Source organism: Streptomyces sannanensis, assembly GCF_039536205.1.
GTDB lineage: Bacteria > Actinomycetota > Actinomycetes > Streptomycetales > Streptomycetaceae > Streptomyces > Streptomyces sannanensis.
This window is the reverse complement of sequence record NZ_BAAAYL010000001.1, coordinates 2,301,094-2,326,074: the sequence shown is the minus strand read 5'-3', so window position 1 is coordinate 2,326,074 and position 24,981 is coordinate 2,301,094. Positions and strand designations below refer to the sequence as shown.

Genomic DNA, 24,981 nt, shown 5'->3' with positions numbered 1-24,981 from the left:
AATTCTGTCCTCTTGTGGATCTCTGCCCACAGCTGCCGCGTTTGCCTCGAACACCACAAGAGTGATCGAATACAGGATGGTCAGCGGGCCGCCTCCGCGACAACGACGTTCGGCTGTGTGCGGTCCGGGAGTCATGAACCGCACGGGGGTGCGTGAAAACATGTTCAGTCGTTGGCGAGACAGGTTTACGGCGACCGGAGCCGGGCGCGCCGGGCCTTTCTCGGGCCTTGTCGTACCGCCGAGTGCCGGGGTGCTCGGCTGCCGGGTCCTGGACCCGGTCAGCGAACCCGTCCAGCAGGCGGAGTTCGTCGTCACCGACAGCGCGGGCCGCAAGGTCGTGGGCGGCGAGACGGACCCCTTCGGCACGGTGGTCGCCGTCGTACCGGCCGGTGAGTACCGGCTCGCCGTCACGGCCGAGGGCTACACCCCCTTCCACGGCAGCGCCACCGTCACCGCGGGCGGCCACTGTGGCCTCGGCGACGTCGCCCTGCAGATGGCCCCGCCTCCGGCCCTGCCCGAGCCGGGCGACTGGGACCTGGACCCGATGCACACCTCCATCGGTTTCACCGCCCGTCACATCGGCCTGGCGCGCATCCACGGACGGTTCAACACCTTCGCGGGAGCCGTACGCATAGCCGACCGTATGGAGAACTCGGCCATGCATGTCGTCATCGACGCCGCGTCCATCGACACAGCCGTCAAGATGCGCGACGACCATCTGCGTTCCGCGGACTTCCTCGATGTGGAGAACCACCGGACGCTGGAGTTCTACGGGGACCGGTTCACCCACCGAGGCGGCAGCCGCTGGGCCGTGACCGGCGCGCTCACCCTCAAGGGGGTCAGCCGGACCGTCACGCTCGACACCCAGTACCTCGGCATCGGCAACGGCATGGAGGGCGAGACCCGGGCCGCCTGCCGTGCCACCGTCGAGCTGCACCGCGAGGACTTCACCCTCACCTGGCAGGCCATGCTGGCCCGCGGTATCGCGGCCATCGGGTCCAGCATCACCGTCGACCTGGACATCCAGATCGTCCCCAAGGCCTGACCGGCGGGGAAACCGGCCGGAGCGCCCGGCCTACGGCTCCTCGCGCCAACCTTCGTACTCCGCGGCGAGGCCGTCCAGTGCCGCGGGGTCGAGATCCCCCGCCGGGTCCGCCACGACGACCAGCCACTGGGCGTCCTCGGCGTCGTCCTCACCGGCCAGAGCGTCCCGTATGTGCGGCTCCTCGTCGATGCCGAACCGGTCGGAGAGCTCCTCGGCGACCTCCTCCGCGGCGTCGCGGTCAGGCAGCACCAGGACGTGCCGTGCTGCGTTCCAGTGCTCGTTCATCTGCTCGTTCACGTGCACATTCTCCGGTACGTGCGGGAGTGTCGGTGCCGCGTGCGATGCTGGACGGCGATGGCCACCAGGAAGACTTCCACCGACGATCCGCTCGCCCCCGTCACACTCGCCGTGGGCCAGGAGGACCTGCTCCTCGACCGCGCCGTGCGGCAGGTGGTGGCGGCCGCGCGCGCCGCCGACGCCGACACGGACGTGCGCGACCTGACCTCCGACCAGCTCCAGCCCGGCACCCTCGCCGAGCTGACCAGCCCGTCGCTCTTCGCCGAGCGAAAGGTGGTGGTGGTGCGGAACGCACACGACCTCTCGGCCGACACGATCAAGGAGCTGAAGGCCTACTTCGACTCTCCCGCCGAGGAGATCACTCTGGTGCTGCTGCACGCCGGCGGCGCCAAGGGCAAGGGCCTGCTGGACGCCGCCCGCAAGTCGGGTGCGCGGGAGGTCGCCTGCCCCAAGACCACCAAGCCCGCGGAGCGGCTGCAGTTCGTACGGGGCGAATTCCGCGCCTTGGGCCGTTCCGCCACGCCCGAGGCATGCCAGGCGCTGGTAGATGCCATCGGCAGCGATCTCCGTGAGCTGGCCAGTGCGGCCGCGCAGCTGGTCGCCGATGTCGAGGGAACGATCGACGAGGCCGTCGTCGGGCGGTACTACACGGGGCGGGCGGAAGCGTCCAGCTTCACCGTCGCCGACCGCGCGGTCGAGGGCCGGGCAGCGGAGGCGTTGGAGGCGCTGCGGTGGTCGCTGGCCACCGGGGTGGCCCCGGTGATGATCACCAGCGCGCTGGCGCAGGGCGTGCGTGCGATCGGCAAGCTCTCTTCGGCGCGTGGTGGCCGCCCTGCCGATCTGGCGCGCGAGCTGGGCATGCCGCCGTGGAAGATCGACCGGGTGCGGCAGCAGATGCGCGGCTGGACCCCGGACGGGGTCGCGGTCGCGCTGCGCGCGATCGCCGAGGCCGACGCCGGCGTGAAGGGCGGCGGTGACGATCCGGAGTACGCGCTGGAGAAGGCGGTCGTCACGATCGCCCGCGCGGCGCGGTCCCGCCGCTGACGGCTGCGCGCGCTGCGGGCCCCCGACGGGGGCGCCCGCAAGACGCGCCCCTCTTCGTACATTGATCCCGCAGACGACCTCGCCGGCGTTGCCCTACACAGCGATCGAGTCGCGTCTCCCAATCAGCGGTCGAGTCGTCGCAGGGTTCCGGGCGGCCAAGCCCCCTGAGCCATTCGGCGGCGGAACAGTCACAGCCATACCAGGAACCCCTGGGTTCCGCCGATCCTACGAGTGACCGGTTCGAACCCATGAAGAAGGTAGGGCAACAGTCATGCCGGGCCCGGAGGCCAGCGGTCCCGTTGCAGGACCGCGAATAACGTAACGGGGCACCTCCCGGCGGTTGCTGGGGGAGTGTCCGTCCTCGAACTCCACCAGTTGCCGCTGGGGGTGCCCCAGGGCGGGCTGCATCCTGACGGTTTCCGTCGCCGCGAGTGCGTCGAAGGCCCCGGTGCCGTCCTGGGGAAGGACGGCACCGGGGCCTTCGACGTGAAGCTTTTGGACTCGCACCCGCGTGGCGAACGCAGGCCGCGTGCGAATCCGGGGGTGCCGGTCAGGAGCGGATGAGAGGGCCCGCTTGATCCCTTCCGGCGGTCACATCAGAGCTCAGCCCTGCAGGGAGGCAACCTTGGAGGCCAGCGCCGACTTCTTGTTGGCGGCGGCGTTCTTGTGGATGACACCCTTGGAGACGGCCTTGTCGAGCTTGCGGGCGGCCTCGCGAGCGGCCACGGTGGCCTTCTCGACGTCACCCGCGGCGACAGCCTCACGGGCCTTGCGGATCGCGGTCTTGAGCGAGGACTTGACGGCCTTGTTGCGCAGGCGCGCCTTCTCGTTCGTCTTGTTCCGCTTGATCTGGGACTTGATGTTCGCCACGAAAGAGCCTTTTCAGGTTCAGATGCTGTTGATTCGGTGCTGCATCCCTCCCCCGTAGCCCTTCGGGCACGGGAGGCACCCCCGGTAGAGGGCACACGAGATACAGCGGCCTAGATTACCAGCAGCGCTCCGACCGGCCCAAACCGAGCATCGGGCCGCGGTCGTGGGACCATGGAGGCTACGTATCGATCCGACATCGACCCGAGACAAGGCGTTCGGCGTCTCAAGAATCAGGACCCTGCGTGCCCGCGACCCCTACCCACGTGCCGGAGCCGAGCCGTACCGACCCGGCGCTGATCCGCAATTTCTGCATCATTGCGCACATCGACCACGGCAAGTCGACGCTCGCCGACCGGATGCTCCAGCTGACCGGTGTGGTCGAGCAGCGGCAGATGCGCGCCCAGTACCTCGACCGCATGGACATCGAGCGTGAGCGAGGCATCACGATCAAGTCCCAGGCGGTCCGGCTGCCCTGGGCTCCCACCACGGGTGAGGGCGTGGGGCAGACCCACATCCTCAACATGATCGACACCCCGGGCCACGTGGACTTCACCTATGAGGTCTCGCGTTCGCTCGCGGCCTGCGAGGGCACGGTCCTGCTCGTGGACGCCGCCCAGGGCATCGAGGCGCAGACCCTCGCCAACCTCTACCTGGCGATGGAGAACGACCTCACGATCGTTCCGGTCCTCAACAAGATCGACCTGCCGGCCGCTCAGCCCGAGAAGTTCGCCGAGGAGCTGGCGAACCTCATCGGCTGTGACCCGGACGACGTGCTGCGTGTCTCCGCGAAGACCGGCCTCGGCGTGGACGCGCTGCTGGACCGCGTCGTCAGGGACGTCCCGGCCCCGGTCGGCGTCAAGGACGCCCCCGCCCGCGCGATGATCTTCGACTCGGTCTATGACTCCTACCGTGGCGTCGTCACGTACGTACGAGTCGTCGACGGCACGCTCAACAAGCGCGAGCGCATCCGGATGATGTCCACCGGCGCCACCCATGAGCTGCTGGAGATCGGCGCCAACTCCCCGGAGATGCTGCCGGCCGACGGCCTGAGCGTCGGTGAGGTGGGCTACCTCATCACCGGTGTGAAGGACGTCCGCCAGTCCAAGGTGGGTGACACCATCACCCAGCAGACGCACGGCGCCACCGAGGCGCTGGGCGGCTACAAGGACCCCAAGCCGATGGTGTTCTCCGGTCTGTACCCGCTGGACGGCTCGGACTACCCGGAGCTGCGCGAGTCCCTCGACAAGCTCCAGCTGAACGACGCCGCCCTCGTCTACGAGCCGGAGACCTCCGCGGCCCTCGGCTTCGGTTTCCGCGTCGGCTTCCTCGGTCTGCTGCACCTGGACGTGATCCGTGAGCGGCTGGAGCGCGAGTTCGGCCTCGACCTGATCGCCACCGCCCCCAACGTGGTCTACCGCGTGATCATGGAGGACGGCAGCGAGCACACGGTCACCAACCCGAGCGAGTTCCCCGAGGGCAAGATCTCCGAGGTGTACGAGCCGGTCGTACGGGCCACGATCCTGGCGCCCAGCGAGTTCATCGGCTCGATCATGGAGCTCTGCCAGACCCGCCGTGGCGTGCTGCTGGGCATGGACTACCTCTCCGAGGACCGGGTCGAGATCCGCTACACCCTCCCCCTCGCCGAGATCGTTTTCGACTTCTTCGACCAGCTGAAGTCCAAGACCCGCGGCTACGCCTCGCTGGACTACGAGCCCACCGGCGAGCAGACCGCTCAGCTGGTGAAGGTCGACATCCTGCTGCACGGCGACAAGGTCGACGCGTTCTCCGCGATCACCCACAAGGACCAGGCCTACGCCTACGGTGTCCGCCTCGTGGCCAAGCTCAAGGAGCTCATCCCGAGGCAGGCCTTCGAGGTGCCGGTTCAGGCGGCCATCGGCTCCCGGGTCATCGCCCGTGAGACCATCCGCGCCATCCGCAAGGACGTACTCGCCAAGTGCTACGGCGGTGACATCTCCCGTAAGCGGAAGCTGCTGGAGAAGCAGAAGGAAGGCAAGAAGCGGATGAAGATGGTCGGCAGCGTGGAGGTCCCGCAGGAGGCCTTCATCGCGGTGCTGTCCAGCGACGAATCCGGCGGCAAGGGCAAGAAGTGACCCGAGACGCGGCCAACGGGTGATACCGGTGGTCCCACGGGCCCCCGCGCTCACGGCGCGGGGGCCCGTTCGTTATCAAGCGGCAGCCCGCGGCCTCTTACGCGCCGGAGACGTGCCCTCTACTCTGATTCCCTGCCGGATTGTTACTCGCCAGTTTTCTCAAGACCACACCGCACGAACAGCTCTGTACAAGCAGCTCTGCCGCAGGCCCGGAGGACGTCGTGAGCGACACAAAGACCCTGATCGAGAACCGGCCGCCGTCCGTGGCGAACCTGTTCGTCCAGCGGGTGGCGGACACCCCGGACGCGGAGGCCTACCGCTATCCGGTGCCGTCGGCCTCGGGGCAGGGGGCCGACGACTGGAAGTCGCTGAGCTGGGGACAGGCGGCCGAGCGGGTGTACGCCGTCGCGGCCGGGCTGATCGATCTGGGCGTACGGCCCGAGGAGCGGGTCGCTCTTGCCTCCGCCACCCGGGTGGAGTGGATCCTCGCCGACCTCGGCGTGATGTGCGTGGGCGCCGCGACCACCACGATCTACCCGTCCACCAACGCCGAGGAGGCGGCGTACATCCTCTCCGACTCGGAGAGCCGGGTCCTGATCGCCGAGGACGCCGCCCAGCTGGCCAAGGCCCGCGAACGCCGCGCCGAGCTGCCCGAGCTCACCCACGTGGTCGTCATCGACGCCGAGGGCGCGGAGCCCGCCGAGGGTGACCCCGAGGGCTGGGTGCTCTCCCTCGCCGAGCTGGAGGCGCGCGGCAGTGAATACCTGGCCAAGCATCCCGAAGCGGTCAAGGAGCGCATCGCCGCCATCACCTCGGACCAGCTCGCCACCCTCATCTACACCTCCGGCACCACCGGCCGCCCCAAGGGTGTACGGCTCCCGCACGACAACTGGTCGTACATGGCGAAGGCCATCGCGGGAACCGGCATGCTCGGCCCCGAGGACGTGCAGTACCTCTGGCTGCCGCTCGCGCATGTCTTCGGCAAGGTGCTGACCTCCGGACAGATCGAGCTTGGGCACGTCACCGCGGTCGACGGCCGGATCGACAAGATCGTCGAGAACCTTCCGGTGGTCCGGCCGACCTACATGGCCTCCGTGCCGCGCATCTTCGAGAAGGTCTACAACGGAGTCGCCGCCAAGGCGCGGGCCGGCGGCGCCGCCAAGTACAAGATCTTCCATTGGGCGGCGGGCGTCGCCCGCGAGTACGCCAAGACCGGCCAGGACAGCTTCCGCCGCACCGGCACCGTCTCCGTGCCCTTCGGCCTCGCCGCCAAGCACAAGGTCGCCGACGCGCTCGTCTACGCCAAGATCCGCGAGGCCTTCGGCGGCCGGCTGCGCGCCTGCATCTCGGGCTCCGCCGCGCTCGCCCCGGACATCGGCTACTTCTTCTCAGGCGTCGGCATCCACATCCTGGAGGGCTACGGCCTCACCGAGTCCAGCGCCGCCAGCTTCGTCAACCTCGGCGAGGCCTACCGCACCGGTACGGTCGGCAAGCCGCTCCCCGGCTGCGAGGTCCGCATCGCCGACGACGGAGAGATCCTGCTGCGCGGCCCCGGCATCATGGAGGGCTACCACAGGCTTCCCGAGAAGACCGCCGAAGTCCTGGAGCCCGACGGCTGGTTCCACACCGGCGACATCGGCGAACTGTCCGCGGACGGCTATCTGCGCATCACCGACCGCAAGAAGGACCTCATCAAGACATCCGGCGGCAAGTACATCGCCCCGGCCGAGGTCGAGGGCCAGTTCAAGGCGGTCTGCCCGTTCGTCTCCAACATCCTGGTCCACGGCGCCGACCGGAACTTCTGCACAGCCCTCATCGCCCTCGACGGACCGGCCATCCTCGGCTGGGCCGCGGAACACGGCCTGGACGGCAAGCCGTACGCCGAGGTGGTGGCCTCCAAAGAGGTCGAGGAGCTCATCGACGGCTATGTGCGGCGCCTCAACGAAGGCCTCCAGCGCTGGCAGACCATCAAGAAGTTCCGGCTGCTGCCCCGCGACCTGGACGTGGAGCACGGCGAACTGACGCCGAGTCTGAAACTGAAGCGGCCGGTCGTCGAGCGCGAGTACCGGGACCTGATCGACGAGATGTACGCCGGTTCCCGCGAGGCGTGAGCACGGCCCGGACCGGGCGGGCGGGCTCCTCCGGGGCCCGCCCGTGGCGCGTGACGGCGGTTCCTTCTGGTCATTTTGGTAACTCGATGCTTATGTGCGGCATCTTTCTGTCACCCTGTCGGTGCCGTATGCGGCGCATTGCGACAACCGATCAGGAGCCGCACTGTGGGGTCCATTCCCGAGCAGCGGGAGACCGCTCTCCGCTCACCGACCGTTTCCCGCGACAGCGACCGGGCCGTCAGGCTGCCGGGGAGCCCGCTCGCGCCCGCCGCCGCGCGCGGGTTCGTACGCGACGTGCTCACGGAGTCCGCCGAGTGCTGCGGGGGGCGGCTCGTCGACGATGCCGTGATCCTCGTCAACGAGCTCGTCACCAACGCCGTCGTGCACGCCGGTACCGCCGTCGAGCTGCTGCTGAGGCTGGAGGACGCGGCCGTCGTCGTGGAGGTGTCCGACCACCACCCCTCGCGGGGCGTGCACCCCGCCGAGTACGGCAGAGGGCTGCACCTGGTCGCCGCCCTCGCCGAATCCTGGGGGATCACGTACCGCAGCGGGCTGAAGACCGTGTGGGCCCGGATCCCCGTGGACGCGGACACCGCGGGCATCCCCGCGCCCGCGCCCGCGCCGCGCAGGTCCGTGCGGGGCGGGGAGCCGGAGTGGGGCAGCCGCGGTGCGCTGTCGTTCCTCGCCGAGGCGTCCGAACTGCTCGCCGGCCAGCTGGACGAGGACATGATCGCGGCGCTGGCCGGGCAGCTGCTGGTGCCCAGGCTCGCGGACTGGTGCGCGGTGTGGCTCGACCCGGACGGGGCGGTACGAGGCATCGGGCCACGGCTGTCCGGGGTCTGGCATGTCTGCGAGGCCGCGAACGAGCCGCTGCGCGCGGTCCTGGAGAAGGAGCCGCCCGCGGTGGACGACGCGGCGCGCGGCGGGCCCGTCCCGGTGTCCTGGCCCCGCACCGGCACGCCGGGCGAGCGCCACGGAGCGGCCCTGGCGTGCCGGCTGGTCGTGGGCGGGCGGCAGCTCGGCACCCTGCTGCTCGGGCGGGCCGGACCCTTTCCCGAGCCGCCCTTCCCCGACGAGGTCACCGGACTGATCGAGGACTTCGCCCGGCGGGTGGGGCTGGCGATCGGCGCCGCCCGTCAGTACACCCGGCAGGCCACCATCAGCCGGGTCCTCCAGCGGGGCCTGCTGCCCAGCCAGGTCGCCGAGATCCCGGGCGTCGACCGCGCGCTCGTCTACGAGCCGACCGGCGAGGGCCTGGCGGGCGGCGACTTCTACGACCTCTTCCCCGGGCCAGGCGGCCGCTGGTGCTTCGCGCTCGGCGACGTCCAGGGCAGCGGACCCGAGGCGGCGGTCGTCACCGGGCTCGCCCGGCCCTGGCTGCGGCTGCTCGCCCGCGAGGGCTACCAGGTCGCCGAGGTCCTCGACCGGCTCAACCAACTCCTCGTCGACGACGCCACCGAGGCGGCGGAGGCCGCGGCCCACCTGGTCGCGACGGCAGGCGGGCAGGACGTGCCGGACAGTCCTCAGCCGAGGTTCCTCTCCCTGCTGTACGGAGAGCTGGTGCCGCAGCCCTCCGGCGGTGTGCGCTGCACCTTGGCCAGCGCCGGGCATCCGCTGCCCCTGCTGCTGCGGCCCGACGGGACCGTACAGGCCGCGGCGGCGCCGCAGATGCTGCTCGGTGTGGTCGGCGACACCGCGTACGAGAGCGAAGCCTTCGAACTCGCCGAGGGCGACACCCTGCTCTGCGTGACGGACGGGGTCACCGAGCGGCGCTCCGGGGAGCGGATGTTCGACGACCGGGACGGGCTGGCCGCGGCCCTCGCCGACTGCGCCGGGCTCGGCGCGCAGGACGTCGCGGAGCGGATCCGGCAGGCCGTGCACGACTTCGCGGACGAACCGCCCGGCGACGATCTGGCCCTGCTCGTACTGCAGGCGCGATAGGCAACGTCCCGGGTACGGGACAATGGGGTCATGCCTTCCGTACTGCCCGACGGCGAGCCCATGCCCGAAGACGGGGCGCTGCCTCGGCATGCCCTGGAGGGCGTGGCCGGCCGGCCGCTCGGCTTCTACCTGCACGTGCCGTACTGCGCGACCCGCTGCGGCTACTGCGACTTCAACACGTACACGGCCACCGAGCTGCGCGGCTCCGGCGGCGTGCTCGCCTCCCGCGACAACTACGCCGAGACTCTGATCGAGGAGGTCCGGCTGGCCCGGAAGGTGCTGGGCGACGACCCCCGGCAGGTGCGGACCGTGTTCGTCGGCGGGGGTACACCCACACTGCTGGCGGCCGGGGATCTCGTCCGGATGCTGGGGGCGATCCGGGACGAGTTCGGGCTCGCGGACGACGCGGAGATCACGACGGAGGCCAACCCGGAGTCCGTGGACCCGGCCTACCTCGCCGAGCTGCGGGCCGGCGGCTTCAACCGGATCTCGTTCGGCATGCAGAGCGCCAAGCAGCACGTCCTGAAGATCCTGGACCGTACGCACACCCCCGGGCGCCCCGAGGCGTGCGTCGCCGAGGCACGCGCGGCCGGTTTCGAGCACATCAACCTCGACCTCATCTACGGCACGCCAGGCGAGTCCGACGGCGACTGGCGGGCCTCGCTCGACGCGGCGATCGGCGCCGGGCCGGACCATGTGTCGGCGTACGCGCTGATCGTGGAGGAGGGCACGCAGCTGGCCCGCCGCATCCGGCGCGGCGAGGTGCCGATGACCGACGACGACGTCCACGCCGACCGGTACCTCATCGCGGAGGACGCGCTGTCCGCCGCGGGCTACTCCTGGTACGAGGTCTCCAACTGGGCCACCTCCGAGGCCGCCCGCTGCCTGCACAACGAGCTGTACTGGCGCGGCGCGGACTGGTGGGGCGCCGGCCCCGGCGCGCACAGCCACGTCGGCGGCGTGCGCTGGTGGAACGTGAAGCACCCGGGCGCGTACGCCCAGGCCATCGCCGAGGGGCGCTCCCCGGGAGCGGGCCGCGAGGTCCTCCCGGCGGAGGACCGGCGCGTCGAGCGCATCCTGCTGGAGCTGCGCCTGGTGGAGGGCTGCCCCCTGTCGCTCCTCAAGCCGGAGGGCCTCGCGGCATCCCGCCGCGCCTTGGCGGAGGGCCTGCTGGAGCCCGGCTCGTACGAGCAGGGCCGCGCGGTGCTGACGCTGCGCGGGCGGCTGCTGGCAGACGCGGTGGTGCGGGACCTGGTGGACTGATCACTCCGGCGGGTGAATCGGTGCGGAACGCCGGTTCGGTCCCTAACCTGGTTCGTAGGCTGCCGCCAACAGTACGCGGCGGATGTGGAGGGCCACGGAGATGACCGCTGTGGACGAGCGTGGGATGACCAAGTTCTTTGAGGAGTTCGAACCTCCCGAGGGAGTCAAGGTCGAGCTTCTCCGGGGGGAAATCGTGATGATGGCCAGTCCTGATCTGGTTCACAACCTGATCGTTGAGGAGGTGCAGGACCAGATCCCCCGCAAGCGGTGGGCGCGGCTCCAGACTCAGGACATCGACCTCATCGACGAGGCCAGTGAGCCCGTCCCGGACCTTGTGGTCCTGGAACGTGAGGCCCGCCCGGACTCGGGGCGCCTGCTGCCGTCCCAGCTGATCACGCTGGTGGTCGAGGTCGTTTCCAAGACCAGTGTCGACAGGGACTACGGCGTCAAGCGCTCGATCTACGCCGCGGGCAAGGTGCCCGCCTATCTGATCGTCGACCCGATCGTCGCGCACTGTGTCCTGCTCACCGTGCCGGTCGGGAAGGGAGACGAAGCCGACTACCGGGTACAGCAGATCACGAAGTTCGGTGAGCCGCTTTCGCTGGAACTGCTCGGCACCGAACTGGACACCAGCGAATTCGGCACCTATCCGGGTGTGAGGCCTCACCGTCGGCCGTGAGCGGGGTGCGAGGACCGGCTGTATCCCCGCTGAGGCGGGGCCAACGACCTGCTGGGCCGGGTGGACGAGCTCATCGACGGAGCATCCCCGCTATAGCGGGGCCGAACGCCGGTCCTCCACACGGAGTGACGCGACGACAAGCCCGGGGTCACGCATCGGTCACCTGGCCGACCGTCACATGGTCGATCAGTCGCTCTACTGCCCCCAGCAGTTCAGGCTGAAGGTCCTTGTAGGAGTACACCTTCGACAGGACGTGCCGCCATGCAGCGCCCGTGTTCTCCGGCCAGCCCAGCGCGCGGCAAGCGCCCGTCTTCCAGTCCTGCCCGCGCGGCACCTCGGGCCACGCCGGGATGCCCAGAGACGATGGCTTGACCGCCTGCCAGATGTCGATGTACGGGTGGCCCACGATCAGGACGTGCTCGTCGGTGACCTCCGCCGCGATACGGGACTCCTTCGAACCCGGGACCAGATGGTCGACCAGAACGCCCAGCCGGGCGTCCGGGCCGGGGGCGAAATCGGCCACGATCGACGGCAGGTCGTCGATGCCCTCCAGATACTCGACGACCACGCCCTCGATGCGCAGGTCGTCACCCCAGACCTTCTCGACGAGCTCGGCGTCGTGGCGGCCCTCGACGTAGATGCGCCCGGCGCGGGCGACCCGGGCGCGCGCGCCGGGGACGGCGACGGAGCCGGAGGCGGTGCGGGTGGGGCGTTGTGCGGTCACCACGGGCCGGACCAGGGTGACGACCTTGCCCTCCAGGAGGAAGCCCCTCGGGGCCAGCGGGAAGACCCGGTGCTTGCCGAAGCGGTCCTCCAGGGTGACCGTGCCCGCCTCGCAGCGGATCACCGCGCCGCAGAAGTCCGTGGTGGCCTCCTCGACCACCAGGCCGGGTTCGGCGGGGACCTCCGGGACGGGCGTCACTTTCTTCCATGGCGGTGTCAGATCAGGGTCGTACTGTCTCGGGCGCATGGGCTCATTCTGCTGGGGGTCCGGGGGCCCGCGGCGGAGCCGCTGATGTCACAGCCCCGGGAAATGCAGTCACGGCGGGGTCAGGTCCGGGTGGTAGCTGCGCATTCGTCAGACGCTACGACACGCCGAACCGCCGGGCCAGCTCATCCCGTTGGGCCCGCACGAACGCCGCGTCCACGACCGCCCCGTGCCCGGGGACGTAGAGCGCCTCCTCGCCGCCCAGCGCCAGCAGCCGGTCGAGGGCGTCGGGCCAGCGGGACGGGACGGCATCCGGGCCGGCCTGGGGTTCTCCGGATTCCTCGACGAGGTCGCCGCAGAAGACGACCTCACGTGCGCCAGGGACGAGGAGGGCCAGGTCGTGGCCTGTGTGGCCCGGGCCGACGTTGGCCAGCAGCACCTGGCGGCCGCCCAGGTCGAGGGTCCACTCGCCGCTGACCTGGTGCCGCGGCACGACCAGCCGGCCGGCCGCCTCGGCGGCGTCGGCCGGAGGTACGCCGAACCGGACCGCGTCACCGCGCAGAACGTCCCGTTCGTGCTCCAGCAGCGAGGCGACGCCGACCGCCCCGAACACCTCGGCCCCCGGGAATGCCGCCGTGCCCAGCACATGGTCGAAGTGGGGGTGACTCAGTGCGACATGTGTCACGCCGCGCCCGAACAGCGCCTCGGCCTGGGCACGCAGTTCCTCGCCCTCACGCGGCGTCGAGCCCGTGTCGTACATGAGGAGCGCGTCCCGGCCGGCCACCAGCCCGACTGTGGCGTCCCAGCCGGGCAGCCGGCGCCGGCCCACCCCGGGAGCGAGTCGCTCCCAGCCGAAGTCTTCCCAAGGGATGTCCATGAACGTGACGCTATCGGCAGCGACCAGCACCGTCGCCCCTTGCTACGGGTGTACCCCACGGCCGTACACTGGCGGAGGCTGGCACTCGGATGAGCAGAGTGCCAAGCGGTTGCCCAGGAGAGACCGAGCTGGAGGTGTGCGCGATGCTCAGCGAACGCAGACTCGAAGTGCTGCGCGCCATCGTCCAGGACTACGTCGGCACCGAGGAGCCGGTCGGTTCCAAGGCTCTCACCGAGCGGCACGCTCTGGGTGTGTCACCGGCCACGGTCCGTAACGACATGGCGGTCCTTGAGGACGAGGGCTACATCGCACAGCCGCACACCAGCGCGGGACGCATTCCGACCGACAGGGGCTACCGCCTCTTCGTCGACAAGCTCGCGGGCGTCAAGCCGTTGTCGTCGCCCGAGCGGCGCGCGATCCAGAACTTCCTGGAAGGGGCCGTGGACCTGGACGACGTCGTGGCCCGTACGGTCCGGCTGCTGGCGCAGCTGACCCGTCAGGTCGCCGTCGTGCAGTACCCGTCGCTGACCCGCTCGACGGTGCGGCACGTGGAACTGCTGTCCCTCGCCCCGGCCCGGCTGATGCTCGTACTGATCACGGACACCGGGCGGGTCGAGCAGCGCATGGTCGACTGCCCGGCGCCGTTCGGCGAGACCTCGCTGGCCGATCTGCGGGCCCGGCTCAACAGCCGTGTCGTGGGGCGCCGTTTCACGGACGTTCCGCCGCTGGTGCAGGACCTCCCGGAGTCCTTCGAGCCGGACGACCGGGGCACGGTCTCCACGGTGCTCTCCACCCTGCTCGAAACCCTGGTCGAGGAGACCGAGGAGCGGCTGATGATCGGCGGCACCGCCAATCTCACCCGCTTCGCACACGACTTCCCGCTGACCATTCGGCCCGTGCTGGAGGCGCTCGAGGAGCAGGTCGTGCTCCTCAAGCTGCTCGGCGAGGCCACGGACGCGGGCATGACCGTACGTATCGGACACGAGAACATCGCCCACGAGGGGCTCAACTCCACGTCCGTCGTCTCGGTCGGCTACGGTTCGGGCGGCGAAGCCGTCGCCAAACTCGGCGTGGTCGGACCGACCCGCATGGATTACCCCGGAACGATGGGAGCGGTACGCGCAGTGGCACGTTACGTCGGACAGATCCTGGCGGAGTCGTAAGTGGCCACGGACTACTACGCCGTACTGGGCGTACGCCGCGACGCATCGCAGGACGAGATCAAGAAGGCGTTCCGCCGGCTCGCGCGCGAGCTGCATCCGGATGTGAATCCGGACCCGAAGACGCAGGAGCGCTTCAAGGAGATCAACGCCGCGTACGAGGTGCTGTCGGACCCGCAGAAGAAGCAGGTCTACGACCTCGGCGGCGACCCGCTGTCCGCGACCGGCGGCGCCGGCGCGGGCGCGGGCTTCGGGGCCGGCGGCTTCGGAAACTTCTCCGACATCATGGACGCCTTCTTCGGTACGGCGTCCCAGCGCGGACCGCGCTCGCGTACGCGGCGCGGCCAGGACGCGATGATCCGGCTGGAGATCGACCTCAACGAGGCCGCCTTCGGCACGACCAAGGACATCCAGGTCGACACGGCCGTCGTCTGCACGACTTGCTCCGGCGAGGGCGCCGCGCCCGGCACGTCCGCGCAGACCTGTGACATGTGCCGCGGCCGCGGAGAGGTCTCCCAGGTCACCCGGTCCTTCCTGGGCCAGGTCATGACCTCGCGTCCGTGCCCGCAGTGCCAGGGCTTCGGCACCGTGGTCCCGACCCCGTGCCCGGAGTGCGCCGGTGACGGCCGGGTCCGCTCCCGCCGCACCCTCACGGTCAAGATCCCCGCCGGTGTCGACAACGGCACCCGTATCCAGCTCGCCGGCGAGGGCGAGGTCGGCCCCGGCGGCGGCCCGGCCGGCGACCTGTACGTCGAGATCCACGAGCTGCCCCACCAGGTCTTCCAGCGGCGCGGCGACGATCTGCACTGCACGGTGACGATCCCGATGACGGCGGCCGCGCTCGGCACGAAGGTCCCCCTCGAAACCCTGGACGGCGTCGAGGACGTCGACATCCGTCCCGGTACGCAGTCGGGCCAGTCGATCCCGCTGCACGGACGCGGTGTCACCCACCTGCGGGGCGGTGGCCGGGGCGATCTGATCGTGCACGTCGAGGTGCAGACGCCGACGAAGCTCGACCCGCAGCAGGAGGATCTGCTGCGCCAGCTGGCGCAGCTGCGCGGCGAGGAACGCCCCTTGGGGCAGTTCCAGCCGGGCCAGCAGGGGCTGTTCTCCCGTCTGAAGGACGCGTTCAACGGCCGCTGAGTCGTTTGCTGCGCGGGCTGGGTTTTCCCCGGGGCAGGCCCCCGAGCCCCGGGCGGTGTCCTCAAACTCCCCCAGCTGCCGCTGGGGGAGTTTGAGGACGGACACACGGCCAGCCCGGCGTGGGACGTCCCACGCAGCCGGCGCCTGAGGGCGGACAGGGACACCCACCCCCCACCGTGGGCGGTGATCAGGAGCCTCCGCGTGGGACGATGCGGGCATGTCCTCCGTACTCATCGGTCAGTTCTGCCGTCACCCCATCGTGCAGGCACCCATGGCCGGCGGCGCCTCCTGCCCGAGGCTGGCCGCGGCCGTGTCCGAGGCCGGTGGGCTCGGGTTCCTCGCGGCCGGGTACAAGACCGCGGACGGCATATACCAGGAGATCAAGCAGGTCCGCGCGCTCACCTCCCAGCCGTTCGGCGTCAATCTGTTCATGCCGCAGCACCGGTCCGCCGACCCTGCCGCGGTCGAGGTCTACCGTCAGCAGCTCGCGGGCGAGGCCACCTGGTACGCCACCCCGCTCGGTGACGCGGACGCGGGCACCGACGACGGTTACGAGGCCAAGCTGGCGATACTGCGGGACGACCCCGTCCCCGTGGTGTCGTTCACCTTCGGCTGTCCGGCCAGGGAGGTGCTCGATTCCTTCACCCGCGTCGGTACGTACACGATCGTCACCGTGACCACAGTGGCGGAGGCCCGGGCCGCCGAGCGGGCCGGGGCGGACGCCGTCTGTGTGCAGGGCATCGAGGCCGGAGGCCACCAGGGCACGCATCTGGACGACCCCGAGGCCGACGGCGCGGGTATGGGGCTGCTGTCCCTGGTCACCCAGGTCCGGGAGGCCGTGCGGCTGCCGATCGTGGCGACGGGCGGTCTGATGCGCGGTGCCCAGATCGCCGCGGTGACGGCGGCGGGCGCGGACGCGGCGCAGTTCGGTACGGCGTTCCTGGTGTGCCCCGAGTCGGGGGCGCACCCGCTGCACAAGCAGGCGATGACGGACCCGGTGTTCGCGCGGACCGAGCTCACCCGGGCCTTCTCGGGGCGCCCGGCGCGCGGCCTGGTGAACCGCTTCATGCGTGAGCACGGCCCGTACGCCCCCGCCGCGTACCCCCAGGTGCACCACCTCACGGCGGGGGTGCGCAAGGCCGCCGCGCAGGCGGGTGACGCGCAGGGCATGGCGCTGTGGGCGGGGCAGGGCCATCGGCTGGCGCGCGAGCTGCCCGCCGGGCAGCTGGTAGAAGTACTGGCCGCAGAATTGGACGCCGCGCCGGCGGCGCTGTCACAGAGGAGTACGTCATGACCGCGCCGGTCTTCGTCGTGGACCACTTCAATCCCGGCCCGGGAGGACGGTACGTCCTGGAAGGGGCGGAGGGGCGGCACGCGGTCTCCGTGAAGCGGCTGCGCCCCGGCGAGGACGTGATCCTCACGGACGGCGCCGGTACCTGGGCGGACTGTGTGGTCCTGGACACCGAGGGCAAGGACCGGCTGATCGTCCAGATGGACTCGGTGAGTCATGAGCCGGAGCCCGCGCCCCGGATCGTCGTCGTGCAGGCCCTGCCCAAGGGCGACCGCGGCGAGGTGGCCGTGGAGACGATGACGGAGACGGGCGTCGACGTGATCGTGCCGTGGCAGGCGTCCCGCTGCATCACGCAGTGGAAGGGCGACCGGGGCGCCAAGTCCCTGGCCAAGTGGCGCACCACGGCCCGGGAGGCCGGCAAGCAGTCGCGCCGGATGCGGTTCCCCGAGGTCGCCGGGCTGATGACGACCAAGCAGGTCGCGCAGTTGCTGGCGGCGGCGGCGTTCGCCGGGGTGCTGCACGAGGGCGGTGACGAGCCGCTGGCAGCCGTGACGCTGCCGGAGAAGGGGGACGTCGTGCTGGTCGTCGGACCCGAAGGGGGCGTGGCGCCGGAGGAGTTGGCAGTCTTCGAGGAGGCGGGCGCGAAGCCGTACCTGCTGGGTCCGAGTGTGCTGCGCACGTCGACGGCCGGGACGGTGGCCGCGGCCGTGCTGCTGGCGCGGACCGAACGCTGGTCGTAGCCGACTGGCCGCACGTGGTCTGTCGCGCGGGGTGGAGTCGGTGGCAGTCTGCTCCTCATGGGGGCATCGAGGCGTACTCTCGCAGCGCTCGGCATCGCGGCGGCGGCCGTTGTGGGTGTGGCCGCCTGCGAACCCGTCGGCGGACTGAACACGGCCGCCGTGGCGGTCACCACGGATCAGATGGGGACGCGCGCGCTGGAGCGGGCCGGCGTCGATGTGCGCTGGCTCAGCTGCACGGCGAGCACCGAGAACGGCGGTGGGAGCGGTGGTACGAGCCCGACGCCGAGCGGGGCGCGTCGGGTGAGCGTCGACTGCCGGGGGAAGACGGGCGGCGGCAAGGACATCACGCTCACCGGCGAGGTGACGGAGGAGCGGGCGGGGCGGTGCGTACGCGGTGACCTGGTCGCGAAGGTCGACGGCCGGACCGTCTTCCAGGCGCGTGTGCTCGGCGACTGCTCGGCTCCGCCGGTCACGCCGACGACGGGACCCACGCCGCCGCCGGCCGGCCCCGGCCGGCCCACGGTCACGGTGACCGTCACGGTGACGGAGACCTTCCACGGCAAGTGAGGTCACACCCACCGTCGGGCCGGCCGGTGTGCCGCGGCCGATAGCATGCGGGGTGAACTGATCGTGCGAGTCGAGGAGGCCCCGTCCATGGCGGGAGAACCCCAGGCGGACTGCCTGTTCTGCAAGATCGTCTCAGGGGAGGTTCCGGCGACCGTCGTCCGGGAGACCGAGACCACGGTCGCCTTCCGTGACATCAACCCCCAGGCCCCGACGCATGTGCTGGTGGTCCCGAAGGCGCACTATCCGGATGTCGCGTCGCTCGCCGCCGCGGATCCGCAGATCACCGCCGATGTGCTGACCGAGGCGGGCAAGGTGGCGGCCGAGGACAAGGTCGACGAGACCGGTTACCGGATCGTCTTCAACACCGGGTCCGGTGCCGGGCAGACCGTGTGGCACGCGCACGCCCATGTCCTGGGCGGCCGCGGGCTCAACTGGCCGCCGGGATAAGACTCTTGTCCGCACGCGAGTTCGTGGTGCTCGGCACCGCCAGCCAGGTCCCCACCCGGCACCGCAATCACAACGGCTATCTGCTGCGCTGGGACGGCGAGGGCATCCTCTTCGACCCCGGTGAGGGAACCCAGCGGCAGATGCTGCGGGCCGGGGTCGCCGCGCACGACATCGACCGGATCTGTGTCACCCACTTCCACGGCGACCATTCGCTGGGGCTGGCGGGGGTGGTCCAGCGGATCAACCTCGACCAGGTCCCGCACCCGGTCACGGCGCACTATCCGGAGAGCGGGCAGCGCTTCTTCGACCGGCTGCGGTATGCGACGGCCTACCGCGAGACCGTCGAGCTGGCGGAGCGGCCGGTGGCCGAGGACGGGGTGCTGGCGCGCACGGACGCGTACGTTCTGGAGGCCCGCAGGCTCTCCCACCCCGTCGAGTCGTACGGCTATCGGTTGATCGAGCCGGACGGGCGCCGCATGCTGCGCGAGAAGCTCGCGGCGCACGGCATCAGGGGAGCGGACGTGGGCCGGCTCCAGCGCGAGGGGGCACTGAACGGTGTCACTCTGGACGAGGTGAGCGAGGTGCGGCGGGGCCAGCGCTTCGCGTTCGTCATGGACACCCGGCTGTGTGACGGGGCGTACGCACTCGCCGAGGGCTGCGACATGCTGGTCATCGAGTCGACCTTCCTCGACGAGGATGCCCGGCTGGCCGTCGAACACGGTCATCTGACCGCGGGCCAGGCGGGCCGGGTGGCCGTCGAGGCGGGCGTACGGCATCTGGTGCTGACGCATTTCTCGCAGCGCTACCACGACCCGGCGGTGTTCGAGCAGCAGGCGCGTGCGGCGGGCTTCGGCGGTGAACTGACCGTCGCCGCCGACCTGATCCGTGTCCCCATGCCCAAGCGGCATCTTTGAGCGCGCGCCATCATGGGTTTGTCGCATATCGCCCGCGGGTATAGGTGGTGACTTTCCGCATCGGCAACGGGGAGCGCACGTGACCGTACACAGCGCGAGACAGCCGGGATTCTCCTCGGATGTGGACCCGTTGCGCGGCCTGCGGGCCCCGGGCGGACCCGACTGCGATGTCTTCCTGACCGGCACCGTCTTCCTCGACATCATCTTCACCGGACTGGACAGCGCCCCGGTGCGCGGCACCGAGTCATGGGCCCGGGGCATGGGACAGAGTCCCGGCGGGGTCGCCAACATGGCGACCGCGCTGGCCCGCCTGGGCCTGCGTACCTTGCTCGCGGCGGCCTTCGGCGACGACTTCTACGGCGACTACTGCTGGGACGCGCTGGAGCAGGGCGAGGGCATCGATCTGTCGATGTCCCGTACGGTCTCCGGCTGGCATTCGCCGGTCACCGTCTCCATGGCGTACGAGGGCGAGCGGACGATGGTCTCGCACGGTCATGAGGCGCCGCCGCCCGCCGACCGCCCGCTGCACTTTCCGCCGCGCTCACGGGCGGCGATCGCCTCCCTGGCGCCGGGGCGCAGCGAGGAGTGGGTCGGGGCCGCCGCACGGGGCGGCGCGATGGTCTTCGCCGATGTCGGCTGGGACGAGTCCGGCTGCTGGGACCTGGCGGAGCTGCCCGATCTGGAGCACTGCCGGGCGTTTCTGCCCAACGCCGAGGAGGCGATGCGCTACACCCGCACCGACTGCCCGCGTGCCGCCGCCCGCGCGCTGGCCGGGAGGGTGCCGCTGGCCGTGGTCACGCTGGGCGCCGAGGGCGCGTACGCCGTGGACGGTTCGACCGGCGAGACCGCCGAGGTGCCGGCCATCACCGTGGAAGCCCTGGATCCGACGGGTGCGGGCGATGTCTTCGTCGCGGGTTTCGTCACCGGCACGCTGGCCGGCTGGCCGCTCGCGGACCGGCTGGCCTTCGCCGGGCTGACGGCGGCGCTGTCGGTGCAGGAGTTCGGCGGGTCGCTGTCGGCGCCCGGCTGGGCGGAGATCGGCGCCTGGTGGCGGCACGTAGCGTCGTACGACGAGCAGGACCCGGCGGCCCTGCGCCGGTACGCCTTCCTGGAGGGGCTGCTGCCGGAGGCCGTCCGGCCCTGGCCACTGCCGAGGGCCCTGCCGACGATCGGCTTCCGGCGTACCGCGTAGGGCGAAAATACTGTCTGCCCGCGTGTCGTGCCGTCGTAGGCTTGGTGTTCCAGAGGTTGTCGAGCGGCGAGAACCCTGCAACAGGAGGTATGTGCAGGCCAGAGGGCCGGCCCATGACTCAGACACCCACAGCCCAAGCCCTTGCGCCGGGGCAGGCACGCGCACAGTTCACCGTCCCCGCGAAGCACCCGATGGTGATGGTGCTGGGTTCCGGTGACGCCCTGTTGCGCGTGATCGAGAAGGCGTTCCCGGCGACGGACATTCACGTACGGGGAAACGAGATCAGCGCGGTCGGTGACGCGGGGGAAGTCGCACTGATCCAGCGCGTGTTCGACGAGATGATGCTGGTGCTGCGCACCGGACAGCCGATGACGGAGGATGCGGTGGAACGTTCGATCGCCATGCTGCGTGAGGAGAGCGGGGGAGCGGCGGTCGAGACGCCCTCCGAGGTGCTCACCCAGAACATCCTCTCCAGCCGCGGCCGCACCATCCGCCCCAAGACCCTCAACCAGAAGCGGTACGTCGACGCGATCGACAAGCACACGATCGTCTTCGGCATCGGCCCCGCCGGTACCGGAAAGACGTACCTCGCCATGGCCAAGGCGGTCCAGGCCCTGCAGTCCAAGCAGGTCAACCGGATCATCCTGACCCGGCCGGCTGTCGAGGCGGGTGAGCGTCTCGGCTTCCTGCCGGGCACACTCTACGAGAAGATCGACCCGTATCTGCGGCCGCTCTACGACGCGCTCCACGACATGATCGACCCCGACTCGATCCCGCGCCTGATGGCGGCGGGCACGATCGAGGTCGCGCCGCTGGCATACATGCGTGGAAGGGCCCAGCCTGTCTTCACGAACGTCCTGACTCCGGACGGCTGGCGTCCCATCGGTGACCTGCAGGTCGGTGACCTGGTCATCGGGTCGAACGGTGAGCCGACGCCCGTGCTCGGCGTGTACCCGCAGGGCGAGAAGGACATCTACCGCGTCACCGCTCAGGACGGCTCCTGGACCCTGTGCTGCGGGGAGCACCTGTGGACGGTCCGGACCGCTTCGGACAAGCGCCGCAACAAGCCGTGGCGGGTCCTCGAAACCAAGGAGATGATCGGTAACCTCCGTGCCGCGCGTGCCCGCCGGTACGAGCTGCCGTTGCTCGCCGCCCCGGTCTGCTTCCCGGAGCGAGAAGTCCCTATGGACCCGTACGCACTGGGCCTGCTGCTCGGTGATGGCTGTCTGACCGGTAGTACGACACCTTCGTTCGCCACCGAGGACCCGGAGCTGGCCTCCGCGCTGGAGGCGGCCCTGCCCGGCGTCGAGGTGCGCTGGAAGGACCGGGTGGACTACATCCTGAACCGAGTGAAGGCGCCGGGTGACGTGGTCACCTTGGAGAACCCGGTCACCGGGATGCTGCGCACTCTGGATCTGCTCGGCACGCGGTCGCACTCGAAGTTCGTCCCGGACGACTACCTCTACAACTCCGCCGAGGTCCGCCTGGCTGTCCTCCAGGGACTGCTGGATTCCGACGGCGGACCAGTGACCCAGGCCGACCGCACCTGCCGCATCCAGTACACGACCACATCGATCGTGCTTCGGGACGACGTGATCTCACTGGTCCAGTCGCTGGGTGGTGTTGCGTACACCCGCCGCCGTGCGGCCGAGGGCCGGACGCCGGGCAAGGCGAATGGCTGCGAGGTCGCCCACCGTCATGACGCGCACGTGGTCGACATCCGCCTCCCGGAGGGCATCGAACCCTTCCGCCTGGCCCGTAAGCGCGAGAAGTACCATGCGGCCGGGGGCGGTGGCCGCCCGATGCGCTTTATCGACAGCATCGAACCCGCGGGCCGTGAGGAGGCCGTCTGCATCCAGGTGGCGGCCGAGGACTCGCTCTACGTCACCGAGAACTACCTGCTGACACACAACACGCTCAACGACGCTTTCATCATCCTGGACGAGGCGCAGAACACGAATCCCGAGCAGATGAAGATGTTCCTGACGCGGCTCGGCTTCGACTCGAAGATCGTCGTTACCGGTGACATCACCCAGATCGACCTGCCCGGCGGCACCAAGAGCGGTCTGCGCGTGGTCCGGGAGATCCTGGACGGTGTCCCCGACGTCCACTTCTCGATGCTCACCTCGACCGATGTCGTACGGCACAAGCTCGTGGGCCGTATCGTCGACGCGTACGAGAAGTACGACATCCGCAACGGGAAGTAGACAAGTCACCACCATGTCGATCGACGTCAACAACGAGTCCGGAACCGAGGTGGAGGAGCAGGCGATTCTCGATGTCGCCCGCTACGCACTCGCACGGATGCGCATCCACCCCCTCTCCGAACTCTCGGTGATCGTCGTGGACGCCGATGCCATGGAGCAGCTCCACATCCAGTGGATGGACCTGCCGGGCCCGACCGATGTCATGTCCTTCCCGATGGACGAGCTGCGTCCGCCGGCCAAGGACGACGAGGAGCCCCCGCAGGGGCTCCTCGGTGACATCGTGCTCTGCCCCGAGGTGGCCACGAAGCAGGGCCAGGAGGCCCCGACGCGGCACTCCATGGACGAGGAGCTCCAGCTGCTCACCGTCCACGGCGTGCTGCATCTCCTCGGTTACGACCACGAGGAGCCGGACGAGAAGGCCGAGATGTTCGGGCTTCAGGCGGCGATCATCGACGGCTGGCGGGCGGAGAAGGGACTGAGCGGTCCGTCGCCCGCGCCGACCGTCTCGTGACCACGCAGCTGATCGTCGGCGCGGTCCTGCTGGTCGTCGTCGCCTGGCTGGCCGCCTGCGCGGAGGCGGGCATCGCCCGTACCTCCAGCTTCCGGGCCGAGGAGGCGGTGCGCTCCGGGCGGCGCGGTGCCGACAAGCTCGCGCAGGTCGCCGCCGACCCCACCCGCTATCTCAACGTCGCCCTGCTGGTGCGGATCGCCTGTGAGATGGGGGCCGGGGTGCTGGTCACCTATGCCTGTCTCCGGGAGTTCGACAAGACCTGGCAGGCGCTGCTCGTCGCCTTCGCGGTGATGGTGCTGGTCTCGTTTGTCGCGGTGGGCGTCTCGCCGCGCACCATCGGCCGCCAGCACCCGCTGAACACGGCCACCGCCGCCGCGTACGTCCTGCTGCCGCTCGCCAGGATCATGGGCCCGATCCCGCAGCTGCTGATCCTCGTCGGCAACGCCTTCACCCCGGGCAAGGGCTTCCGCAAGGGCCCCTTCGCCTCCGAGGCCGAACTGCGGGCCATGGTCGACCTCGCCGAACGGGAGTCGCTGATCGAGGCCGAGGAGCGTCGGATGGTGCACTCCGTCTTCGAGCTCGGCGACACCCTCGTACGCGAGGTCATGGTGCCCCGCACCGATCTCGTCTGCATAGAGCGCTACAAGACCATCCGCCAGGCGCTGACCCTCGCCCTGCGCTCCGGCTTCTCCCGGATCCCGGTGACCGGGGAGAACGAGGACGACATCGTCGGCATCGTCTACCTCAAGGACCTCGTCCGGCGCACGCACATCAACCGCGAGGCCGAGGCCGATCTGGTCTCCACGGTCATGCGGCCGGCGTCCTTCGTCCCGGACACCAAGAACGCGGGCGACCTGCTGCGCGAGATGCAGCAGGAACGCAGTCATGTCGCCGTCGTCATCGACGAATACGGCGGCACGGCGGGAATCGTCACGATCGAGGACATCCTGGAGGAGATCGTCGGTGAGATCACCGACGAGTACGACCGGGAGCTGCCGCCGGTGGAGGAGCTCGGCGACAGCCGCTACCGGGTCACCGCCCGGCTCGACATCGGCGACCTCGGCGAGCTGTTCGGCCTCGGCGCCTTCGACGACGAGGACGTCGAAACGGTCGGCGGACTGCTGGCCAAGTCGCTGGGCCGGGTCCCCATCGCCGGGGCGAGCGCGCTGGTCGGCCTGCCGGACGGGCGAACGCTCCGGCTGACCGCCGAGTCCCCGGCCGGCCGCCGCAACAGGATCGTCACGGTGCTCGTCGAACCGGAAGAACCGGAAGGGACCCAACCGGAATGACCCCCCAGGAGCTGAGGGCGTTCTGCCTCGACTTCAACGCCGCCGTGGAGGAGTTCCCCTTCACACCGGAACACTCCGTCTTCAAGGTGTGCGGGAAGATGTTCGCCCTCAGCGCCCTGGAGGAGCGCCCCCTCACGGTCTCCCTGAAGTGCGACCCGGACGAGGCCGTCCGGCTGCGCACGTCCCACCCGGCGATCGTTCCGGGCTACCACCTCAACAAACGCCACTGGAACACCGTGTCGGTCGACGGGCTTCCGCCCACGATGGTCCGCGAACTCATCGAGGACTCCTACGACCTGGTGGTCGCCGGCCTCCCCAGGGCCGACCGGCTGCGCCTGGACCGCGCGTAAATCC

Annotated in this window: 23 protein-coding genes; 19 read left to right on the top strand and 4 right to left on the bottom strand. The window is 70.2% G+C overall.

What is annotated here, in order from left to right; all coding sequences use genetic code 11:
- The first annotated feature begins 160 nt into the window (after positions 1–160).
- The gene (locus ABD858_RS10985; protein WP_345036135.1) at positions 161–1,045 is read left to right on the top strand and encodes a YceI family protein; all 885 of its coding nucleotides are present in this window, start codon (positions 161–163) and stop codon (positions 1,043–1,045) included.
- 30 nt (positions 1,046–1,075) lie between these two features.
- Here the strand turns inward: ABD858_RS10985 and ABD858_RS10980 are convergent, their stop codons facing one another.
- Entirely contained in the window at positions 1,076–1,330 is a 255-nt protein-coding gene (locus tag ABD858_RS10980; RefSeq protein WP_345044427.1) for a hypothetical protein, read from the bottom strand.
- 69 nt (positions 1,331–1,399) lie between these two features.
- On the opposite strand from ABD858_RS10980, the gene holA reads away from it, so the two are divergent.
- A complete protein-coding gene (holA, locus tag ABD858_RS10975) occupies positions 1,400–2,386 on the top strand; it encodes a DNA polymerase III subunit delta (protein ID WP_345036134.1) in 987 nt (328 codons plus the stop codon).
- 603 nt (positions 2,387–2,989) lie between these two features.
- Here the strand turns inward: holA and rpsT are convergent.
- Positions 2,990–3,256: a 30S ribosomal protein S20 gene (rpsT, locus tag ABD858_RS10970; RefSeq protein ID WP_345036133.1), complete on the bottom strand. Its 267-nt coding sequence runs from the start codon at positions 3,254–3,256 to the stop codon at positions 2,990–2,992.
- A 242-nt stretch (positions 3,257–3,498) separates the two neighbouring features.
- Here rpsT and lepA point away from each other — a divergent pair, with 242 nt between their 5' ends.
- The 5 genes from lepA (at position 3,499) to ABD858_RS10945 (ending at position 11,361) form a co-directional block, all read left to right on the top strand.
- Positions 3,499–5,367 (top strand): translation elongation factor 4, encoded by a 1,869-nt coding sequence (gene lepA / locus ABD858_RS10965; RefSeq protein ID WP_345036132.1) that lies wholly within the window; start codon positions 3,499–3,501, stop codon positions 5,365–5,367.
- Positions 5,368–5,588: 221 nt separating this feature from the next.
- Positions 5,589–7,478 (top strand): AMP-dependent synthetase/ligase, encoded by a 1,890-nt coding sequence (locus tag ABD858_RS10960; protein WP_345036131.1) that lies wholly within the window; start codon positions 5,589–5,591, stop codon positions 7,476–7,478.
- Positions 7,479–7,643: 165 nt separating this feature from the next.
- Entirely contained in the window at positions 7,644–9,419 is a 1,776-nt protein-coding gene (locus ABD858_RS10955; protein WP_345036130.1) for a SpoIIE family protein phosphatase, read from the top strand.
- Positions 9,420–9,449: 30 nt separating this feature from the next.
- On the top strand, positions 9,450–10,682 hold the full coding sequence (hemW, locus tag ABD858_RS10950) for a radical SAM family heme chaperone HemW (RefSeq protein ID WP_345036129.1): 1,233 nt from the start codon (positions 9,450–9,452) through the stop codon (positions 10,680–10,682).
- Positions 10,683–10,764: 82 nt separating this feature from the next.
- Positions 10,765–11,361 carry a Uma2 family endonuclease gene (locus tag ABD858_RS10945; protein WP_345036127.1) on the top strand — a complete coding sequence of 199 codons (597 nt, stop codon included), beginning with the start codon at positions 10,765–10,767 and terminating at the stop codon, positions 11,359–11,361.
- A 148-nt stretch (positions 11,362–11,509) separates the two neighbouring features.
- Here the strand turns inward: ABD858_RS10945 and ABD858_RS10940 are convergent, their stop codons facing one another.
- Entirely contained in the window at positions 11,510–12,331 is an 822-nt protein-coding gene (locus ABD858_RS10940) for a DUF3097 domain-containing protein (protein ID WP_345036126.1), read from the bottom strand.
- Positions 12,332–12,446: 115 nt separating this feature from the next.
- Positions 12,447–13,166, bottom strand: coding sequence for an MBL fold metallo-hydrolase (locus ABD858_RS10935; RefSeq protein ID WP_345036125.1), 720 nt, complete (start codon positions 13,164–13,166; stop codon positions 12,447–12,449).
- 143 nt (positions 13,167–13,309) lie between these two features.
- Here ABD858_RS10935 and hrcA point away from each other — a divergent pair, with 143 nt between their 5' ends.
- The 12 genes from hrcA (at position 13,310) to ABD858_RS10875 (ending at position 24,977) form a co-directional block, all read left to right on the top strand.
- On the top strand, positions 13,310–14,329 hold the full coding sequence (hrcA, locus tag ABD858_RS10930) for a heat-inducible transcriptional repressor HrcA (protein ID WP_345036124.1): 1,020 nt from the start codon (positions 13,310–13,312) through the stop codon (positions 14,327–14,329).
- Positions 14,330–15,469 (top strand): molecular chaperone DnaJ, encoded by a 1,140-nt coding sequence (gene dnaJ / locus ABD858_RS10925; RefSeq protein ID WP_345036123.1) that lies wholly within the window; start codon positions 14,330–14,332, stop codon positions 15,467–15,469.
- A gap of 217 nt (positions 15,470–15,686) precedes the next feature.
- Positions 15,687–16,763, top strand: a complete 1,077-nt coding sequence (locus ABD858_RS10920; RefSeq protein WP_345036121.1) for a nitronate monooxygenase — start codon at positions 15,687–15,689, stop codon at positions 16,761–16,763.
- On the top strand, positions 16,760–17,500 hold the full coding sequence (locus tag ABD858_RS10915; protein WP_345036120.1) for a 16S rRNA (uracil(1498)-N(3))-methyltransferase: 741 nt from the start codon (positions 16,760–16,762) through the stop codon (positions 17,498–17,500). The genes ABD858_RS10920 and ABD858_RS10915 overlap by 4 nt, the downstream gene beginning before the upstream one ends.
- 57 nt (positions 17,501–17,557) lie before the next feature.
- Positions 17,558–18,067 (top strand): hypothetical protein, encoded by a 510-nt coding sequence (locus ABD858_RS10910; protein ID WP_345036119.1) that lies wholly within the window; start codon positions 17,558–17,560, stop codon positions 18,065–18,067.
- An 87-nt stretch (positions 18,068–18,154) separates the two neighbouring features.
- Entirely contained in the window at positions 18,155–18,514 is a 360-nt protein-coding gene (locus ABD858_RS10905) for a histidine triad nucleotide-binding protein (protein ID WP_345036117.1), read from the top strand.
- 5 nt (positions 18,515–18,519) lie between these two features.
- A complete protein-coding gene (locus tag ABD858_RS10900; protein ID WP_345036116.1) occupies positions 18,520–19,428 on the top strand; it encodes a ribonuclease Z in 909 nt (302 codons plus the stop codon).
- A gap of 79 nt (positions 19,429–19,507) precedes the next feature.
- Positions 19,508–20,620, top strand: a complete 1,113-nt coding sequence (locus ABD858_RS10895; RefSeq protein WP_345036115.1) for a carbohydrate kinase family protein — start codon at positions 19,508–19,510, stop codon at positions 20,618–20,620.
- 113 nt (positions 20,621–20,733) lie between these two features.
- Positions 20,734–22,827 carry a PhoH family protein gene (locus tag ABD858_RS10890; RefSeq protein ID WP_345036114.1) on the top strand — a complete coding sequence of 698 codons (2,094 nt, stop codon included), beginning with the start codon at positions 20,734–20,736 and terminating at the stop codon, positions 22,825–22,827.
- Between the two features lie 13 nt (positions 22,828–22,840).
- Entirely contained in the window at positions 22,841–23,338 is a 498-nt protein-coding gene (ybeY, locus tag ABD858_RS10885) for an rRNA maturation RNase YbeY (protein ID WP_345036113.1), read from the top strand.
- Entirely contained in the window at positions 23,335–24,627 is a 1,293-nt protein-coding gene (locus tag ABD858_RS10880; protein ID WP_345036112.1) for a hemolysin family protein, read from the top strand. The genes ybeY and ABD858_RS10880 overlap by 4 nt, the downstream gene beginning before the upstream one ends.
- On the top strand, positions 24,624–24,977 hold the full coding sequence (locus ABD858_RS10875; RefSeq protein ID WP_345036111.1) for an MmcQ/YjbR family DNA-binding protein: 354 nt from the start codon (positions 24,624–24,626) through the stop codon (positions 24,975–24,977). The genes ABD858_RS10880 and ABD858_RS10875 overlap by 4 nt, the downstream gene beginning before the upstream one ends.
- The last annotated feature ends 4 nt before the right edge of the window (positions 24,978–24,981 follow it).